Here is an 18,773-nt window from a genome sequence, read left to right as displayed (position 1 = left end):
TAAATTTATATGAGAATTTGAAAAGCTTTGTGCAGGTACATGAGGCAAAAACGAAAACTATTAGCATTAACCATAGTGTTTTTGTCAGCTGCTTTTCTAATAGCTTTTGCCAGTCTATATAGAATTGAGTCTATGGTGCAGAGCGCATTGCATATCCTGCTTGAGGGGGGCAAAGTCTATGTTCTCTCCCTAGCCAATTTCACACAAGGAAGAAGTATGCAGATTGAGAATGCCTCCATAAAGATAGAAAATGCCTCTTGCACTATATACATCTCTGTTGAGACTCTCTACGGAAATTACAGTTACTTTGAAGCTGTAAACAAATCAACTATTATTTCACTTCCATCAACATCATTCATAGCTTTAGTGAAATCTGATAGAAACTGTAATGCAACAATTGTTTTCTTTGCCAAGGTTTTTGAGGAGCCGTTCAAGATCCTGTCTATTGTTAGCTTAGTGTTATTTGTCTTGGGAAATTCCATAATGATTTACTTGTTGACCATCCCTCACTTTTTTGTGTATAGCCAGCAGGAGACCATGTGACCATTGCCAACATCAACCAGAGGGGGTTCCTCCCTCCTACAAACATCCATTGCAAACGGACACCTAGGATGAAACCTACAGCCAGGTGGTGGGTTTCTTAGATCTGGTGGTGAGCCCGGTATCCATGAAAGGCCCTTTCTTCTTCTAATCGATGGTATGCTGTTTAAAAGGCCTTGGGTGTATGGGTGCAGGGTTTGTGAATATACATCATCTGAAGAGCCCATCTCAACTATTTTACCAGCGTACATCACAGCTACTTTGTTTGCTATTTCTGCTATTAGGCTTAGGTCATGTGTTATGAATATCATTGAAACCTTCTCCTCCTCTCTAATCCTCTTCAACAAATTCATTATCTGAGCCTGTATAACAACATCGAGTGCTGTTGTAGGCTCATCGGCTATCACAAGTCTTGGTCTGAGAAGAAGAGCCATTGCAATAACCACTCGCTGCTTCATACCACCGCTAAGCTCGTGGGGATACCTTCTTGCAACATCTGGTGGAAGACCAACAAGTTTTAGATGCTCCTCAACAATCTTCATGGCCTCATCTTTGGAAAGCCCCTTGTGAACGACTAGAACCTCGGCCATCTGATCCCCAACCCTAACAACAGGATTGAGAACATTTAAAGCTCCTTGGAAAACCATGCTAACCTTGCTCCACCTAATCTTCCTAAGCTCATCCTCAGAAAGCTTCGTGAGATCAACACCATCAAGCACAATACTGCCACCAACAATTCTACCAGGAGGTGGAACAAGACCCATTATACCAAAGCCAAGAGTAGACTTGCCAGAGCCAGACTCACCAGCAACACCAAGAACATCACCCTCTTCAACATCAAATGAAACCCCATCAACAGCTCTAACAGCTCCCCTACTAGTGAAATAGTATATCCTCAAATCCCTAACACTAAGCACAGCACCAGCCACTAAACCCACCACACCATCTTTTGCATCTACACATATACATTATCATATAACACAACAATCTATTAACACTATAAAATATAAACTTTTTGAAAAGATGCTCATGTAACCATCTCAAAAGAGTATTTCATCAGCTTGGCTTTGGCGGCCACAGTATCTGTCCCCCCACTATCGCTAGGTACTCTAGATTCACCTGACTAACAGTAACGCTTGAGGCGATATTCATGTTAAGTACAACTGATATTGAGTAGAAGCCTTCGCTGAAGTTGTATAAGAACTTTGGGAAGGCTGCCCACCCAACAACAGCCACAACACCACTCCTAGACGGTGCAGTTATAACAGAGCCCGCAGACGTGAATTTAGAGCCGTCTTTCAGCGACTTTAGCGATACGCTGGCTGAGAGCCCTACCTGCTGTGCCACACCGCCGCCGGGGACGTAGACCACGAACTTATAGTAGATAGCAACAGTGTCAGTTATGTTCGGAATATATGTTATGTTGTAGAAGGTCATATTTACATATACGTTTCCCTTACCGCTAAACGACATTGGCGCAAGCGGCGATGTGCTACTGACTACTACAATCTCTTTGACCATGTTCGAATCAATATCGCTGATATCATTTACGCCTTGTGGCAATTGTATTGAAGACGGTGTATAGTTGCTCCAGCCATATGTTGACTCGCTTTCCGGTTTGCACTGGTGTCGCAAAATCGTGTTCTTGGACTTGTTATACACTAGTGCTAATGGCGTGTCCTGTGAGCTGGTTTCATATCTGTAGCCTACAACTATGCATGCCCTGTCGGATGTTATTCTGGTTGTCGCCACTAGGTTCTGCGATGTGAATGGAGCTCCAATTGGTATGGCCGATATGTACTGCTCAACCGTGTTCACAACCTGTGCTTGGTTTGCCACTTGGCTTTGGCACTCAGACTTTACGGGGAACACATTGCCTCTCGACGTAACTATGTAGTCTGGTGCGCTGCTCAGTGAGAAATTCAGGCCTCTGCCTCTGTTCAAATCCTTTTTAATCTCTGTGAACATACCATTTGTCCACTGCCTAACAATTGTTATGTCTACAGAGCCTGTGTTGTTAACTATGCACTTATAGTTGTTGGCGTCATACACAACTGATATCCTCTCGCTGTTTCTCTCAACCTCGAACTGTGCTCTCTTCGAAATGTTTGTAGACGATGACGACATTAATGCGAATGTTGCATACAGAATTGTACTTATAGCCATTAGCAACACAGCTATGGCTAGCACACCACCTATTATCTCTGCTTGTGCTTTGGATAGGATTCTAGCTCTCATAAAGCCCACTCCCCAACCTCGTAGAACTTATCGCTTACCTGCACTAAAAAGATTATCCTAGCTTTTTCCACCCCCAAGGCATTCAGCACAGCTTTGTTTACAGCCACTACGAAGGGCCTTCCCTGGCTCACATAGTTCTTCACAATGTCTTCTGGTACGTAAACAACGTTTATGTAGTCTTGCCTCGGAGGCGAGGGAAGCGGGTAATAGTCGCCGCCAAATATATAGAAAACGTTGCTTCTTCTAACAGAGTACGTAGTCATCGATGAGCTTGACTGCGGAAAGCTGACAAGCCTCTGTATATTTGGCTGAGCACTTTGTATAGCATCTATTGAGAGATCCTGCGACAGAATTGCTATAGCGTATCGCGTGTTGCCGGGCTCCACCCTGAGAACCCCTAGAAAAATATGTGTAGAATTCTCATACTCTCTATACAAAACAAGGTTGCTCTGCTCAGTGTGGAGAAGACTCTTCAAATTGTTTTCCTCAGATATCCTCATAACCTGTGGTACTACAAGAGCTGTGAGAGCTGTACCAATAACAAGAACCACCCCAACAAGTATAACAACAGATAGAATCTCGCCCTGACCCACAACACTTTTCATAATAGTCATGGAACCACTATACCTCTCAAAAGTCTACATGGACAACCGGACTAATAAAACTTTTGTATTATAGATGGAATGTGACAGAAATGTAAGTGGCGCCGGGGGCGGGATTTGAACCCGCGCGGGGAGGATTCCCCACCGGCTCTCCAGGCCGGCCCCTTAGACCACTCGGGCACCCCGGCGCGTGAAAGGCTTTTTGATGGGTTTTGTATCAAAAATTATTTTCTTCTTATCTCTATTTCTATGTATACGTTTTCTGGTACCCTTACCCTCATTATCTGTCTTATTACATGTTCGTTTGCTTCAACATCTATTATTCTCTTGTGTATTCTCAGCTCCCATTTGTCCCATACTTTGCTTCCTTCTCCATGTGGCAGTCTTGGTACTGGCACGACGAGTCTCTTTACTGGTAGTGGTACTGGCCCTTTTATCTTTACGCCTGCCTTCTTTGCAATGTCAACTATTTGCGAAACTACATAGTTTAGGTTATTGGAGTCTGTGCTCCAAAGCCTTATTCTAACCATTGATGACATTGCGTCTTCAGTCCTTCTCTATGCTTTTGGAGCTGGCTTAATATCCATTACTATTCCTATTCCAACTGTTTTGCCCATGTCTCTCATTGCAAATCTTCCGAGCTGTGGGAAGTCACTGTACTTCTCTATGACCATCGGCTTGAGAGGCTTGAATCTGACTATCGCTATATCTCCTTGTTTGATGAATGGCGGGTTCTTCTCTGTTGGCTGGCCTGTTCTTGGGTCTAGTTTAGCAACTATCTCAACTATTCTACATGGCACGCTAGCAGTGTGTGCATGGATTACTGGTGTGTAGCCTGGTGCTATGGCTGTTGGGTGCCAGACTATCATAACCCTAGCAGTGAATTCGTCGACAACTGTTGGTGGATTTGTTGGATGGCCTGCAACATCTCCTCTCTTAACCTGTTCTTTTGAAATGCCCCTCACGTTGAATCCTATGTTGTCTCCTGGCAATGCCTTTTCTAGCCTCTGATGATGCATCTCTATAGTTCTCACTTCGCCAGACACATTGGGAGGCATAAAGACTACTGTGTCACCAACCTTTAGAACCCCTGTCTCAACCCTGCCAACAGGAACTGTGCCAACACCAGATATTACGAACACCTCTGATATTGGTATTCTCAGTGGCTTGTCGATAGGCTTTGGAGGCTCCTTTACAGCATTTAGAGCATCCAGAAGTGTTTTAGCACCGTTGACACCATATTTCTTCTTCAGCTCTGCAATCTTCTGGTCGTTCCACCAAGGCATGTTTGTGCTAGGCTTGACAACATTGTCTCCAACCCAGCCTGATACTGGGACAAATGTAACTGTATCTAGTTTGTATCCTATGGATCTGAGGAACTTTGTCAAAAGCTCTACAATCTCTATAAACCTTTTCTCTGAGTATGGAGGCTCTGTGGTATCCATCTTTGTTATAGCTATTATGAGCTGATCTATACCCATGGTTCTAGCCAGTAGAATGTGCTCTCTGGTCTGGCCCTCTGGGCTCATACCAGCCTCTAACTCACCTTTCTTTGCAGAGACCACCAGTACAGCGACATCAGCTTGGCTTGCACCAGTAATCATGTTCTTTACAAAGTCTCTGTGGCCAGGTGCATCAATTATTGTGTAGTAGTAATTGCTGGTCTCGAACTTTCTGTATGCAAGGGATATTGTTAATCCTCTTTCTCTCTCCTCTTTTAATCTGTCTAGTAGCCACGCATATTTCTCGCTTTCTTTACCAGCCTTTATGGCGGCTTCGACAGTTTCTTTCCATGTTTTCTCATCTATTGCACCAATCTCTACCAGTAGTCTGCCAACTAGCGTGCTTTTTCCATGGTCCACATGACCTATTATAACTAGATTTAGATGTGGTTTTGTGCTCATATTCCAAACCCTCTCATCGATACTCTTCTAAGAAACAAAAAGTGAGCAGGTAGAACTTATAAGTGTATAGTTGCATCGCATCAAATGAAAAACCAGTTCTCTACCTAGAGCTCAGAGCTATACGCTCTATCTCCTCTTTTCTTTGTATAGCATAACTCTTGCTATCATTAGCTGCTGCCGCAATTATTTCATCCGCTAAACACTCCTCAATAGGCTTGATAGACCTAAACGAGCAGTTATATGCTCCTTCAGTCAAATGCCTTATAGCTAGGTCTACTCTCCTCATTGGAGCAACATCCACTGCAACATGATATACTATACCTCCATACATGATCCTAGTTGTCTCCTCTCTGGGAGCAGCATTCTCTACTGCTCTAACAAGAACTTGTATTGGGTTTTCCCCTGTTCTTGCATGGATAATTTCAAATGCATGTTTAACAATGTTAAATGCCAAATGTTTTTTACCAGTATTCTTCATTTTTCTCATAAGCCTATTGATGAGCCTTTCTACAATTGGTACCTCAGCCTTGCCAAATCTTCTATGAGCGTGCTTGCCAGCTGAATGAGGTACAACAACAGGTTTTAACGATATATATTTCTTGAGACTGGGGTCAAGAACAACTACATCTTTGTAGCTCCATTTGCCAAAGAGCTTTAGATTATCTAGATCAGCAACAATTTCAGACAACTTTGCTTGCAACTCGCCAGACGACATATACATTACCTCAGAGGCTTTTGCTTCTTACCCTTCAACAACTCCGTTAAAGCAACACCATTTACTGCAATAACCTTGTACTTGACACCTGGCAGATCGCCCATAGACTTGCCTCTTGTGCCACCGATACCAGCAATTATAACTTCGTCATGTTCTTCTATGAAGTTTAGACCGCCATCATAAGGTACAAAGGCTGTTACAACCTTGCCATTCTTAACAATCTGCACACGAACACATTTCCTAACAGCTGCATTTGGTTGTCTAGCCTCGACACCAACCTTCTCAAGAACTATTCCCCTAGCCATTGGAGCTCCCTCCAATGGGTCGTACTTCTCCTTCAGCTTTAGCATACGTATTCTAAAGTCTCTCTGAGACCATCTAAACTTCAATCTCCTTAACTTTAGCTTTCTTGCTGCATAGAGCCCGTAAGCGCCTTTTTTACCCGGCAAGCACCCTCCCCCCGAAAATGCATCAGCTTATTCTCTAGGTATTTTGGCATATCTAAGCTTAAAAACTTATAACATGGTTTTCTATGCAATCACAACGTTGTCTATGTTATAATATCTCTTCATAAGTATCCTAGCCCTTGTAACATTTCTTCCATTCTTACCTATGGCAACTCCTTTATCCTTTGGATCGACATATACATAGAGAGTCTTCCTATCTGATCCTTCAATAAGTTGGACTCTATACACCCTCGCTGGTATGAAAATGTTTTTAGCGAAATCCTCTAAGTTATCGGCCCATCCAACAACATCTATACCTCTTCCAAACAGCTTTGACAAGTACTTAACATTGTAGCCTTTCTTACCTACAGCCAATCCAACCTTATCACTATCAACAATAAATATTATCGAGTTGAGCTCATCACTAACAACGCAATCTCTTGGTGTAACACCTGTAACATCCTGGAATATTGTCATATAGCGCATTTCCTCCATAGTTAGTTTAACATTGAACTGAGGCTTAATGTCGTTGACTTTTGTTGCCATGGCTATACTCACCTAGTTGCAGATCCTACAAAAGATCTTAGTGCCTCCTCCGATACTTGACCAGTATCAATTATGCCCAAGGTCGATACTGAAAATGGCTTGCCAAGTAATGCACCTAGATCTCTATTTGTGCCTGGATACACTATGACTTCAATGTTTGATAGCTTTGCATAGTACTCTAAATCATTCTTCATAGCCTCTGGGATATTTGATGTTATTACAACAAATTTTAGCCTCCCCATCTTCACATTCTTTAGCGTCTCTTTGAATCCTACTACAATCTTCCCTGTTCTTGCTACAAATCTAAGTATGTTATCTAGAGATTGCTGAGCTGACATCCTGGTTTATTCACCCCTCTGTCTTCATATAGGGATTAAAAACAATTCCAACTTTAGATGTGCCCACAGGTATGTAGTTACCCACAATAACGTTTTCTGTTATGCCCGTCACCTTATCTATTTCACCTCTTACAGCTGAGTTGACAAGGTTTTTAACTGTTACTTCAAATGCTGCTTTTGCAAGTGGGCTATCCTTTATAGCCATAACACCGTGTCTACCTATCTGCTTGACTGTTCCTGTTCTAGTCATCATATCAGCTACTAGCATAATATGTCTTATGTCTACCTCGAGCCCCTGTTCCTCGAGAACATTCATTATCTCTTCTATGAGAAGTGCCCTTGCCGCCTCTATTCCTAAGACATCCTCAACCTCTTTAACATTGTTCGTTCTGATTCTCCTATAATCAATTTCCTCTATCTGCATAAGCTCACTTAGATTACTACCTTCACACACTAGAACATATTCATCTCCTCTTCTCTGAATAATAACCTTATTTATCCCCTTGACACCTTTAATTTTTAGACCCAGTATCTTCTCTCTCAGCCTCTCAACCTTTGTTGGGTCTATGGGCTCCTCAAACTGGATTATAACTTCATATGGGTTTTCCTCACTTCTAATTACCCTAGCCTTTTTCATAGATTTTTGCACTACCCTGATAACATCTTCTACTTCAACCCCCTTATCCTCAAGCATATCCCTATCGAGAAGAATGTTTATAGAGTTATTGAAGAAATCGACATCGATACGGAGGGCAACATTTACAACTCTCGTCATCTCAATCTTTCTTGCAACCTCAATTGCCTTCTCCCTACTATTCTTATACTCTGGCTTAAGATATACATATGTTAATGGTGTTGAAGGTGTTTTCTTAGCGTCTACAAGCTCTATAAGCCTTGGCAACCCTAGTGTAACATTTAACTCTCTTACACCCGCATAGTGGAATGTTCTTAGAGTCATTTGGGTGCTTGGCTCACCAATACTCTGAGCAGCCACCATTCCCACAGGCTCGCCAGGATCAATGCTGTTCTCCTCGATCTCTTTCTCCACCTCACTTATGATTTTATTCAGCTGTTCCTCAGAAATACTATACTTCGTCACAACAGCCTTCAGCTCCTCTATAATAGATCTTGGGATTCGCCCGTCCAGCTTCTTCTCTATAAGATCATAAGCATTAGAACTCCTAGCATCTGAACCACTTGGCAGCGTCATTAAATTTCACCCAAGACCCTTTCAACAATTCTCTCAACATTAACTACCTTACCATGTGGAGCCTTTGAGGGATCTGCCATATCCTCACCATAAGCGAACTGTATTATAGATCCAGAAGAATCTCTAACTGTATTGTCATAGGCAATATGAAGATCCATCAGCGCGTTAACCAACCTGCGCTGCATATAACCACTCTGTGATGTTCTTACAGCAGTGTCTACTAGACCCTCTCTACCACCTGCAGCATGCATAAACATTTCTGTAACCGACAAACCTCTAAAGAAGCTATTCACAACAAATCCTCTTGCAATAGCACCCAAATCATCATGTTTGAAGTGTGGCAATGGTCTACCCATATATCCACGCCATATCCTCTCACCACGCACCGTCATTTGGCCTAGTGTAGCAGCCATTTGTGTTAGATTCAATACATTTCCTCTTGCACCTGTTCTTGCCATAATAAACGCATAGTTAAACGGGTTGAGCGATGATACCGCTACCTCACCTGCCTTATCCCTTGCCTCTGCAAGAACCTCCAAAACCTTTATTTCTAAGCTCTCCTCCAATGATCTTCCAGGAACAACCTCAAGTGTTCCCCTAGAGTACTGCTCAACAAGGTTTCTCACCCTCTCAAACGCCTCGCTTAACAAGTTCAGGATCTGTCTCTGCGCATCCTCGCTTATTGCTACATCGTCCAGCCTTAATGTGAAGCCCTTTAACTCCAACACTTTTATAAACAATCTGAAAATCTTATCCATAAACGTAGCTGCGACTTCGGCACCATACTCCTTGGCAAGCCAGTACAAAACGCTATCCTGTTGCTCAGCACCAATGGTCTTCTTGTCTAAGACTCCTAACAAAAGCTTGCCATGTCTAATAACTACGTATGAGTCCCAGAAACAGTTGATGTCATCACATCTTAGGGAGCCAGATGAGATGTTTGCTTTTCCATGGAAGTTAAAGTCCTCTGGCAGAAACATGCTCACAATCTGTTTCCCTGTCCACAGCTTTTTCGGCGATAAAATTGCAGGTTCTGGAGGCTCTTTCACAACACCGGCTGCTGCCAAGAGCTCTATAACCTCTTCTTTCTCAAGCAATGTAGACTTTATTGTGAGAACATAGGAGCCACTTATGTAGTCTTGTATAGCCCCTATTATAACACCTCCATATCTAGGTGTGAGAATGTGGTTCTGAACCTTTAGCAGGGTTCTTGCCTCAGCTCTCGCATCCTCTGTTTGGGGTACATGCAAATTCATTTCATCTCCATCAAAATCAGCGTTATAAGGTGGGCAAACAGATAAGTGTAATCTGAATGTCCTACCTGGTAAGACCTTCACCACGTGGCCCATCATAGACATTCTGTGGAGCGATGGCTGTCTATTAAACAATACTATATCGCCATCCTTAAGATGTCTCTCAACAATGTATCCAGGAGCAAGAGACTCTGCAACGCTTTTCCTATCCCTCACATATCTCAAATCAATTCTCCTACCATCTGGTGTTACAACATAGTTTGCACCAGGCCATTTGAACGGCCCATTAATCACATATCTCCTTAGCTCATCAATGTTCCACTCATTAACTCTCTCAGGCACGGTCAAAATTTTTGCAACATCTATGGGGACGCCGACCTCGTTTATGCTTAGGTATGGGTCTGGGCTAATCACGGTTCTAGCTGAGTAATCTACCCTCTTGCCTGATAGGTTACCTCTGAACCTACCCTCCTTTCCCCTCAGTCTCTGCGCCAATGTCTTGAGAGGTCTTCCAGATCTATGCTTAGCTGGGGGTATGCCAGGAACCTCATTATCTAAATATGTTGTGACATGATATTGGAGCAGCTCCCAAAGATCATCAATTATGATCTCTGGTGCTCCAGATGCAATGTGTTCCCTTAGCCTCTCATTGGTTCTAACAATATCCACTAGCTTATGCGTTAAATCGTCTTCTGATCTAATACCTGTTTCAATTAGTATCGAAGGCCTAATAGATGTTGGTGGAACTGGAAAAGCTGTAAACACCATCCACTCTGGCCTCGCATCCCTAGGGTCATAACCCAGTAGCTCCAAATCTTCATTTGGTATAGCCTCTAACCTCTTCCTAACCTCTCTAGCATTGAGTCTTATAGTATCCTTTGAATCAGGATACTGCTCTATAAATGTTGTGGGCTTCTCAAGCTTTATCTTTGGCTGTTTAGCCCCGCAATACGGACAAACATTTGCCTTCATTGCCTGCCTCTTGATGTACTCTGTGAAGAGCTTTGCTAGATAGGGATACCTCTCCTTAAGTCTAGTAAGATACTTTCTATACCTTTCAAATGCCTGTGGCGAAATTTTTAGCCTGCCACACTTTGAGCACGTTGCTTTAAGCAACTCGTGTATATGCTTAACAAACAAGACATTTATTATAGGAACTGCCAGCTCTATATGACCGAAATGACCTGGACACCCCTTTATAGTGTTGCCACATACCGGGCACACTTGCCCAGGCTCTATGGCACCTAGCCTATAATCCATAACCGAATGCGCTCTAGGTGTTCCATCCTCTTCATAAGTCTCGGGAGATGTTATTTGAACAACAGACATTTTTCTTATCTCATCTGGAGATAGAATACCAAACTTTATTCCTGAGATAATCTTCTCTTCACTCACATACATTCACCTCATGCAACGTATTTCTCATGTTTATCTGATAAAATTAGCCTTGGCTTAATCCCCATGCTCATCATCTCTTGGATTAACAGCTTAAACGCATATGGAACTACCACTGGGTGTAATACACCTTTATCGCCATGTATTGGGCATTCATAGACCTCTCTTTTCTTATTGTACCATCCAATAAAACCGCAGAGCTCACAAACATAGATGACTGTTTTGTCTGAGCTCTCAAGCATTCTCTCTCTCAATAATGCTGAAGCTCCGTGACCAATTATCGCATCTCTCTCCATTTCGCCGAATCTCAGCCCACCCTCTCTTGCCCTACCTTCTGTGGGCTGCCTAGTCAAAAGCTGTACAGGTCCCTTTGGCCTTGCATGTATCTTGTCTGCGACCATGTGATGAAGCTTCTGGTAATAGACTATTCCAATGAATATTGGGTTCCCTACAAACTCTCCTGTTCTACCATCATACATGGGCTCTGTTCCATCCATTGGATAGCCAAACACAAATAGCTGCTTCTTCAAATCCTCTATGTTTTCCTCGTAAAATGGCGTGCCATCAACAAACCTACCTCTCAGCGCGGCTACCTTCCCAGCTATACTCTCCATAAGTTGGCCCAGGGTCATTCTAGATGGTAGTGCATGTGGATTGATTATTATATCTGGTGTTATCCCATCTACTGTAAATGGCATGTCATATTGCGGTATTAGAGCCCCTATAACACCTTTCTGACCATGTCTGGAAGCAAACTTATCTCCTATTTCAGGTATTCTGAGGTCTCTTACCTTCACCTTCACTATCCTATGTCCTTCAGCTGACGTTGATATGAATACAGTGTCAACCCACCCAACTTCTCCATGTCTGACAGTTGCGGAGGAGTCCTTTCTTCTCTGGGCTAGAATTCCATAGCCTCTAAACTCTTCTACAAATCTTGGTGGACTTGTCTTCCCTATAACCGCTTCACCTCCCCTAACCATTGCCTCGACCTTTGCTATTCCATCTTCTTCAAGTTTTGTATATGCCTCCTTGCCCCGATAACCTATAACCTTTGTATCTGGGATTTCGATCCTATCCTCTTGGCCACCTGGATACTTAAGCTCCTCAGTCGAGTACAACCTGAAAAAGTTCGACCTTGCCAGCCCTCTATCTACAGACGATTTATTCATTATTAACGCGTCCTCCATATTGTATCCTGTATAGCTCATTACAGCCACAATCATGTTTTGGCCAGATGGCCTATCGTTGTACCCTATTATTGAGAGGGCTCTTGTTTGAACAAGCGGTACTTGCGGATAGTGCAATATATGTGATCTTGTATCAACTCTTAGTAGGAAGTTGGCCATGTAAAAGCCTAGGGCTTGTTTAGCCATAGCCGATTGATATGCGTTTCTAGGGGATTGGTTATGCTCAGCATATGGTATCGTAGATGCTGAGACACCCATTATCGCAGGAGGCCATATCTCGACATGTGTTGTCTCCTCTGTTATATCCTCTGGATTGATTGCTATCAGTGCATTCTCCTCCTCTTCTGGATCTAATAGCTCAACGACTCCCTCCTTCAACAAAATTTCGAAAGGCTCTCCATTTCTGATCCTTTCTATATGCTCTTTCGAGATTTTCAACTTTCCATTCTCAACTATGAGAAGTGGTCTAAGCATTCTACCAGAATCACAATTGACGTAAACCTCGTTTATGTATCGAGTCTTATACTGTGCTACATTAACTTCATAACTTATTTTTCCAGCTCTTCTCAACCCCCTAATAGTCTTAACGAACGCCTCTCCATCAGCAACATAGCCTACTAATGTTCCATTTAAATAAACCTTGCTCCACCTAGACACAACCTCATAGTCTAGCTCATTGTTTCTAAGCTTATTGAAAACCTCTGTAAGTGGCATCAGCCCTAGTGAATACAGTGTATTCAGCACCTCTTCTTCAGGTACACCAACAGATATTGTAACCATTAATGCAAGGTTTTTAACAAGCCCACAGTTAGGTCCTTCTGGTGTCTCAAAGGGACATAATCTCCCAAACTGTGTCCCATGAAGATCTCTAGCTTCGAAGTGTGGCTGGCTTCTACTTAATGGTGAGATGACTCTTCTCATATGGCTTAGTGATGACAACCAGTTTGTTCTGTCTATTATCTGGCTTACGCCTGTTCTCCCACCAATCCATGTACCAGTTGCCATGGCATGTCTGATTCTCTCTGTAATAATGTCGCTTCTAACATACAGCCCTATATTCACCCTCCTCTCCTTAACCTTTGCTCTCTCAACTTGGTACCTTAGATCTCTTAGAAACGCCTTGAAAGCAACTCTAAATAGAAGTGCTAGCATATCTCCAGCAAGCCTTATCCTCTTGTTAGCATAATGATCCTTGTCATCAGCAGGTCTTCTCCCCAAGACAAACTCTATTAGTTTACATGCCATTTGTCCTAGGAAAAGAGCTTTTCTTAGTCTATCCTCAGGTCTGGTTCCCAGATGAGGAAGGAAATAGTGATCGAGTATATACTTGGCTCTCTCAATTCTACTTTCCCTCACCTGTCCTATTGCAACCCTCGAACCTATGTAGTCTAAAGCATCGTCAACCGTTGCAATATCACTTGCTTGAACAAACGATGAAAACAACTCTTTCTGTATATCTGGATCAGGAGATACAGCTAACGCAATGTCTCTGTCAGTCTCCATGCCAAGCGCTCGCATTAATACTACAAACGGTATTTTTCCTGGAACCGCCGGGAATGAGATGTGCAGAGTGCCATCTCTATGCCTATCAAGAATTACAGGCACCCTAAAGCCTGTTATAGAAGATATTACCTTTGCAGTGTGGGTAACGTTTAGTCCCTCCTGACCATAGTCAACTATCACCCTATTTGGTGCTAGATCCTCTTGAGCAACAATTATCCTTTCTGTGCCATCTATTATAAAATAACCCCCAGGATCTCTTGGATCCTCACCTATCTTGATAAGATCTTCTTCACTAAGCCTCGCTACCGGGTCTTTACTTGACTTGACCATGAGAGGAACTTCTCCTACCATAACCTCGACTGGTGTTCCAGCAACATTGTTTTCTATAGGAACTATTGTTATGTGTATGGGTATTGCATATGTAAGATCTCTGTGTCTACATTCCATAGGTGTTATATTTCTATTTATACTACCATCAACTTCTCTTACTTGTGGTTCGCCTAGTCTAAAATCCTTTATGATGAGTTTATAGCCTGGAATAGAGGTCTCTATGACCGGCTCCTCCATTATAATTTCTCTTAATGTCCTCTCTAAAAATGTGTTATAGGATTCTATGTGATGCTTTGTAATGCCCTTCTCCTTTATAAAAGCCTCTATTATAGTCCATCTATCATTGGATGAAAGAATTTTTGATTGTGGATGTGGCTGTGGTATCGGACCCAGCGAGGCATGAACACTGCTCTTATCTAATATGGATATACTGCTCATGTGGGTCTACCCAGGAACAACATATCTATAAGCAATTATTTCGCCAGCTGTTGGACTTCTCCTATATATCCTTACTATATCCCCAGGCTTAGCACCAATAGCTCTTGCCACAGGGTCGCTTGCCCGAAGCCAAGGCAACTGCTCTGGCTTGATACCATATCTCCGCAGTATCTCTACACCTTCTTCAACACTTAAAACCTCATGCTTTGGCACAAGCTCGTGCTCCAAAACCTTGCTTAGGTCTTGCAAAGATCTTTTTCCAGGCATTAATCACACCAAAAACAGTATAAAAGCATAGTGTGAGATAGATTACTTCAGAATACTGCTTATAAGCTCAACTCTGGAAAAGAAGCATATAAACCTTTTAAACACAGCACTACATAGGTTACATCTCGAAGATTCGAGAGGGCCCGTAGCTCAGCTAGGTAGAGCGGCGGGCTTTTAACCCGTAGGTCCCGGGTTCAAATCCCGGCGGGCCCGCCACATATGAACATCATCTGCATCATTCTGACCACCTCGAATGGATGATGTTAGGAAAGCTCTGTAACACCGAAGAACAATCACAAGACTTACTATACTACGAGGTTGTGCTCGACATCTAGAAGCTAGATTTAGGCATTCAGGATATATTGAGGTGCCTAGCACAAAGCAACTAGGGAGCTTGTATCCCAAAAGATTTATAAAGCTTGCTTGGTGTAAGCACCATCTTGGGGAATGAGTAATGTCTATGAAGATGGCCTTACTAATAGTCTTGCTAGCTATAGTTGCTTTAGGCCTATACCTATTTTACCTCAGGTTCACCAACTATGGCACCCTTGTAATTAAGATTGTGGATCCCCCGCGTGAATGGGGTGAGGCAACACATGTGTATATACGCTATAGCGAAATTGCGGTCCATAGAGCGGATGTTGGAAACGAATCCGGGTGGTATGAGGTTGCCACGGGCAGTGAAATAGATCTTGCGGATGTTGTAAATGTGAGTAGGGTCGTAGGGAAAGCAAGTCTTCCAGCAGGTAAATACAATCTTATTAGATTTAGGATTCTTCAAGCAGTAGTTACAATAGCTAACAAAAACTATAGCGCAGAAGTGCCACCAGGTGAAATAACTGTTGTGATAATTGGGGGAGGTGTAGAGATTCAACCAAGCAAAACGACTTACTTAGTAATAGATGTGAATACAAAGGTTGTAGGCTCTAGAGAAACAGGGTTCAAAATAGTTCCAGCAGCAACGGCGTATCCAGAGGAGTAAACAAACAATAAACAATCTCCATCGCTTACCAAGTATTTAGAGGTATTCAAAAGTATTTAAATCTATCGTTAAATCTGCAACAGCCTGTCTGAGAGCTCTAGGTAACAGGCTTTAACAGTGCTTTTGTATACAGAGAATCTCATCAGCGCTTTCTTTGCTAGGCGACTTGCCAAGTAGAAGATGTTGCGTTTAAATCCTGGTCTGCTACATCAAGAGTTTGTCATTTATTGGATTGGAGCTAGCTTGTTACAAAATGAGAGGTCATGGTGTTGATATACCCTATAATCATTTTATATATAGTGCATACTTGTATATAAACAAGTATATAAACAAGGTTTTAATATTGAAAAATCTCAACCAGATCTCGCATTAATAAATATTGTAGGATGGTGAACAATGTCACTAGTTGAGACAAGTATGTGGCTTGGATTGGTCTCAGGAGTAATAGGTGTTTTGTATGTTATTGGCTTGATACTGTATATAACAAGGCATAAAATTTTGGAGGACGATGAAAAAAGCAAGAGAGCTGCTCAGATACATGGTTATATAAAGAGTGCCTCTATTGCCTATATAAAGGCTCAGTACACTGTAATACTCTCTATAATCTCGATAGTGTCGATAATTTTGATAGTTGTGGGGATAGTTACCGGCAGTAGTTTAGTGCTGTGGACTGGTGTAGCATATCTCCTTGGAGGGTTGAGCTCTGCAACAGTTAGCATTGTCGGCATGCTCATGGGTGTTCTCAGCAATATTAGGGTTTTAAACACGCTTACTAGAAGGGGACTAAAAGATGCACTAGCATTGGCATTTAGAGGGGGGTCTGTAACAGGTTTTCTAGTTGGTGGAATAGGTCTCTTAGGCACAGCAGGACTTTTCATAGCACTAGGCGGTTTTTCAAACCCTGTAGACGTTACTCAGATACTGCTGGGCTACGCCTTCGGCGCTAGCACGGCAGCGCTCTTTGCTAGAGTTGGCGGAGGCATATATACCAAGGCTGCTGATGTTGGTGCAGACCTTGTTGGCAAGGTTGAGGTTGGGATACCAGAAGATGACCCTAGGAACCCAGGTGTTATTGCAGACAATGTTGGTGATAATGTTGGTGACTGTGCTGGAATGGGTGCAGACCTATTCGAATCATATGTAGAGGGCATGATAGCGCCAATGGCTATAGCGGCTGTGCTTGGAAATCTTGATTTAGTGGCATACCCAGTTCTATTTAGCGCAACAGCTCTTCTAGCATCAATAGTAATAGCACAATTCGTCTCAATATCACCATTCAAACAGCCCGGAAGAACGTTGACAACAACATCTATTCTATCTATAGTTGGTGCAGCTGTGATAAACGGTATAATCACCTATGCTTTAGCACCATCTATTTCACCAGCATTCATAGTGGGGGTGCTGGGGCTAGTCGCTGGTGCTATAGTTGGGTTCACCTCAGACTACTTCACCTCGCCAATGTACAGACCGGTCAAAATCGTTGCTCAAAACTCGCAGTTCGGGCCAGCGCTAACAATTCTAAGTGGCTTATCCATGGGGTTCTACAGCACATTCATACCTAGCGTTGCAATAGCGTTAGCAGCCGTAGGATCCTACGCCATAGGCTCTGCACTAAGCACATCAGAAAAGCTGTTGGCAGGAATATACTCAGCTGCGCTAGCTGGAACAGGGATGCTTGCCACAGCCCCAATAGTTGTCGCAGCTGATGCATATGGCCCGATAGTTGACAATACAGCAGGCCTAGCTGAGCAAGCAGGCTATGAAGAAGATGTGAGGTCACTTGCAGACATGCTTGACTCTGCTGGAAACACCATGAAATCTATATCAAAGGGATATGCAATAGGCTCCGCAGCTCTAACAGCACTAGCATTACTCTTCAGTTTTGCAAGCGTCTTATCGAGTAGAAGTGGTCTTAGAGTAGACACCGTCATGCAAATGATATTCAATGCCGGGCATCCAGAATATGGAGCATACTTCATAGGAGGGATAATAATAGGCGTTGTAGCAGTAGCTCTATTCGTTGCAATGGTTATACAAGCCGTTACAGCAGCTGCTGGAAAGCTTGTCGATGAGATTAGAAGACAGTTTAGAGAGAAGCCAGGCATTCTAGAATGGAAGGAGAGACCAGACTATGAAAGAGCGGTACAGATAGTCACATTCTATGCTTTGAGAAGGTTAATAGCGCCAGGGTTGCTAGCAATAATAATGCCGATAATCATAGCCTTGGTAGGGCCGGCAAGCGGTGATATGTGGAAGGGAGCGGCAATACTTGGAGGATTATTAACTGGTTCTATAGGCTCTGGACTACTGCTTGGCCTATTCCAAGGAAACGTCGGAAACACCTGGGACAACGCAAAGAAGTTCATAGAGACAGGAAACTTCGGAGGAAAGGGAACAGAGACGCATAAAGCAGCAGTTGTAGGAGATACTGTTGGAGACCCGCTAAAAGATGCTGCTGGACCAGCAATAAACATTATGATCAAAGTAATGGCGGTGTCATCATCAGTAATAATACCGCTAATACTATTCGGCTTATAAAATTATAAAGCAATTTTTTTTGATAGCACAACAATTTTGTTGTAATCCAACCTTTCTTTTTAAGTCTTCTACCATCTAAGATATAATGCAATTTCTGATTAGACAATCCAACATACTTTATGCAACCAATTCCATCGCAAAATTCAAAATTATGTTTTGGTGGACCGGCCGGGATTCGAACCCGGGACCTCTCGGGTGCGAACCGAGCGCTCTTCCAGCTGAGCTACCGGCCCAGCTTGTTTACCAAAAACATAAATATTTTGTAGTTGCCAGCTTAAAAAGCTGTTTTCAACTATTTAATTATATTAACAGATTATTTATTTTTTATATGCAAAGCT

The 18,773-nt window shown here is 42.8% G+C and carries 16 protein-coding genes and 3 tRNA genes; 4 read left to right on the top strand and 15 right to left on the bottom strand.

Annotated elements, in window-relative coordinates:
• Nucleotides 1-39 precede the first annotated feature (39 nt).
• Nucleotides 40-543, top strand: a complete 504-nt coding sequence (locus QW284_02460; protein ID MEM0338528.1) for a hypothetical protein — start codon at nt 40-42, stop codon at nt 541-543.
• Here the strand turns inward: QW284_02460 and QW284_02455 are convergent.
• From QW284_02455 to QW284_02390, 14 genes are all read right to left on the bottom strand, one after another.
• A complete protein-coding gene (locus QW284_02455) occupies nt 507-1,469 on the bottom strand; it encodes an ABC transporter ATP-binding protein (GenBank protein MEM0338527.1) in 963 nt (320 codons plus the stop codon). The two genes, QW284_02460 and QW284_02455, sit on opposite strands and share 37 nt — an antisense overlap.
• Before the next feature lie 127 nt (nt 1,470-1,596).
• Nucleotides 1,597-2,778, bottom strand: coding sequence for a hypothetical protein (locus QW284_02450; protein MEM0338526.1), 1,182 nt, complete (start codon nt 2,776-2,778; stop codon nt 1,597-1,599).
• Nucleotides 2,775-3,392, bottom strand: a complete 618-nt coding sequence (locus QW284_02445) for a hypothetical protein (GenBank protein ID MEM0338525.1) — start codon at nt 3,390-3,392, stop codon at nt 2,775-2,777. The genes QW284_02450 and QW284_02445 overlap by 4 nt, the downstream gene beginning before the upstream one ends.
• Nucleotides 3,393-3,479: 87 nt before the next feature.
• A tRNA-Ser gene (locus QW284_02440) sits at nt 3,480-3,568 on the bottom strand.
• A 36-nt stretch (nt 3,569-3,604) separates the two neighbouring features.
• Complete coding sequence (rpsJ, locus tag QW284_02435; GenBank protein ID MEM0338524.1) at nt 3,605-3,919, bottom strand: 30S ribosomal protein S10; 315 nt, start codon at nt 3,917-3,919, stop codon at nt 3,605-3,607.
• Nucleotides 3,920-3,937: 18 nt separating this feature from the next.
• Nucleotides 3,938-5,284, bottom strand: a complete 1,347-nt coding sequence (gene tuf, locus QW284_02430) for a translation elongation factor EF-1 subunit alpha (protein ID MEM0338523.1) — start codon at nt 5,282-5,284, stop codon at nt 3,938-3,940.
• A 100-nt stretch (nt 5,285-5,384) separates the two neighbouring features.
• The gene (locus QW284_02425; GenBank protein ID MEM0338522.1) at nt 5,385-5,999 is read right to left on the bottom strand and encodes a 30S ribosomal protein S7; all 615 of its coding nucleotides are present in this window, start codon (nt 5,997-5,999) and stop codon (nt 5,385-5,387) included.
• 5 nt (nt 6,000-6,004) lie between these two features.
• Entirely contained in the window at nt 6,005-6,448 is a 444-nt protein-coding gene (locus QW284_02420) for a 30S ribosomal protein S12 (GenBank protein ID MEM0338521.1), read from the bottom strand.
• Between the two features lie 81 nt (nt 6,449-6,529).
• Nucleotides 6,530-6,991 carry a NusA-like transcription termination signal-binding factor gene (locus QW284_02415; GenBank protein ID MEM0338520.1) on the bottom strand — a complete coding sequence of 154 codons (462 nt, stop codon included), beginning with the start codon at nt 6,989-6,991 and terminating at the stop codon, nt 6,530-6,532.
• Between the two features lie 8 nt (nt 6,992-6,999).
• Nucleotides 7,000-7,329 carry a 50S ribosomal protein L30e gene (locus QW284_02410; GenBank protein ID MEM0338519.1) on the bottom strand — a complete coding sequence of 110 codons (330 nt, stop codon included), beginning with the start codon at nt 7,327-7,329 and terminating at the stop codon, nt 7,000-7,002.
• A 10-nt stretch (nt 7,330-7,339) separates the two neighbouring features.
• Nucleotides 7,340-8,539 carry a DNA-directed RNA polymerase subunit A'' gene (gene rpoA2 / locus QW284_02405; GenBank protein ID MEM0338518.1) on the bottom strand — a complete coding sequence of 400 codons (1,200 nt, stop codon included), beginning with the start codon at nt 8,537-8,539 and terminating at the stop codon, nt 7,340-7,342.
• Entirely contained in the window at nt 8,539-11,187 is a 2,649-nt protein-coding gene (locus QW284_02400; protein ID MEM0338517.1) for a DNA-directed RNA polymerase subunit A', read from the bottom strand. The genes rpoA2 and QW284_02400 overlap by 1 nt, the downstream gene beginning before the upstream one ends.
• A gap of 11 nt (nt 11,188-11,198) precedes the next feature.
• Entirely contained in the window at nt 11,199-14,648 is a 3,450-nt protein-coding gene (locus QW284_02395; protein ID MEM0338516.1) for a DNA-directed RNA polymerase subunit B, read from the bottom strand.
• Between the two features lie 6 nt (nt 14,649-14,654).
• Nucleotides 14,655-14,915, bottom strand: coding sequence for a DNA-directed RNA polymerase subunit H (locus QW284_02390; protein ID MEM0338515.1), 261 nt, complete (start codon nt 14,913-14,915; stop codon nt 14,655-14,657).
• Nucleotides 14,916-15,054: 139 nt separating this feature from the next.
• On the opposite strand from QW284_02390, the gene QW284_02385 reads away from it, so the two are divergent.
• The 3 genes from QW284_02385 to QW284_02375 all read left to right on the top strand — a co-directional run bounded on the left by QW284_02385 (nt 15,055) and on the right by QW284_02375 (nt 18,435).
• Nucleotides 15,055-15,131, top strand: a tRNA-Lys gene (locus QW284_02385).
• Nucleotides 15,132-15,369: 238 nt separating this feature from the next.
• Nucleotides 15,370-15,897 carry a DUF4382 domain-containing protein gene (locus QW284_02380; GenBank protein ID MEM0338514.1) on the top strand — a complete coding sequence of 176 codons (528 nt, stop codon included), beginning with the start codon at nt 15,370-15,372 and terminating at the stop codon, nt 15,895-15,897.
• 396 nt (nt 15,898-16,293) lie between these two features.
• The gene (locus QW284_02375; GenBank protein ID MEM0338513.1) at nt 16,294-18,435 is read left to right on the top strand and encodes a sodium-translocating pyrophosphatase; all 2,142 of its coding nucleotides are present in this window, start codon (nt 16,294-16,296) and stop codon (nt 18,433-18,435) included.
• A gap of 157 nt (nt 18,436-18,592) precedes the next feature.
• On the opposite strand, the gene QW284_02370 is transcribed toward QW284_02375, so the two are convergent.
• Nucleotides 18,593-18,668: transfer RNA gene (locus QW284_02370), tRNA-Ala, on the bottom strand.
• Nucleotides 18,669-18,773: the final 105 nt, after the last annotated feature.

This window comes from Ignisphaera sp. (assembly GCA_038735125.1).
Taxonomy (GTDB): domain Archaea; phylum Thermoproteota; class Thermoprotei_A; order Sulfolobales; family Ignisphaeraceae; genus Ignisphaera.
This window is presented reverse-complemented; position numbering and strand designations above follow the sequence as displayed.

Excerpts from the sequence above, each read along its gene's own strand:
- QW284_02410 (MEM0338519.1), bottom strand. The coding sequence starts at position 7,329 with ATGTCAGCTCAGCAATCTCTAGATAACATACTTAGATTTGTAGCAAGA.
- rpoA2 (MEM0338518.1), bottom strand. The coding sequence starts at position 8,539 with ATGACGCTGCCAAGTGGTTCAGATGCTAGGAGTTCTAATGCTTATGAT.
- QW284_02445 (MEM0338525.1), bottom strand. The coding sequence starts at position 3,392 with ATGACTATTATGAAAAGTGTTGTGGGTCAGGGCGAGATTCTATCTGTT.
- QW284_02450 (MEM0338526.1), bottom strand. The coding sequence starts at position 2,778 with ATGAGAGCTAGAATCCTATCCAAAGCACAAGCAGAGATAATAGGTGGT.
- QW284_02415 (MEM0338520.1), bottom strand. The coding sequence starts at position 6,991 with ATGGCAACAAAAGTCAACGACATTAAGCCTCAGTTCAATGTTAAACTA.
- QW284_02390 (MEM0338515.1), bottom strand. The coding sequence starts at position 14,915 with ATGCCTGGAAAAAGATCTTTGCAAGACCTAAGCAAGGTTTTGGAGCAC.
- tuf (MEM0338523.1), bottom strand. The coding sequence starts at position 5,284 with ATGAGCACAAAACCACATCTAAATCTAGTTATAATAGGTCATGTGGAC.
- QW284_02460 (MEM0338528.1), top strand. The coding sequence starts at position 40 with ATGAGGCAAAAACGAAAACTATTAGCATTAACCATAGTGTTTTTGTCA.
- QW284_02425 (MEM0338522.1), bottom strand. The coding sequence starts at position 5,999 with ATGTCGTCTGGCGAGTTGCAAGCAAAGTTGTCTGAAATTGTTGCTGAT.
- rpsJ (MEM0338524.1), bottom strand. The coding sequence starts at position 3,919 with ATGTCATCAATGGTTAGAATAAGGCTTTGGAGCACAGACTCCAATAAC.
- QW284_02380 (MEM0338514.1), top strand. The coding sequence starts at position 15,370 with ATGTCTATGAAGATGGCCTTACTAATAGTCTTGCTAGCTATAGTTGCT.
- QW284_02375 (MEM0338513.1), top strand. The coding sequence starts at position 16,294 with ATGTCACTAGTTGAGACAAGTATGTGGCTTGGATTGGTCTCAGGAGTA.
- QW284_02395 (MEM0338516.1), bottom strand. The coding sequence starts at position 14,648 with ATGAGCAGTATATCCATATTAGATAAGAGCAGTGTTCATGCCTCGCTG.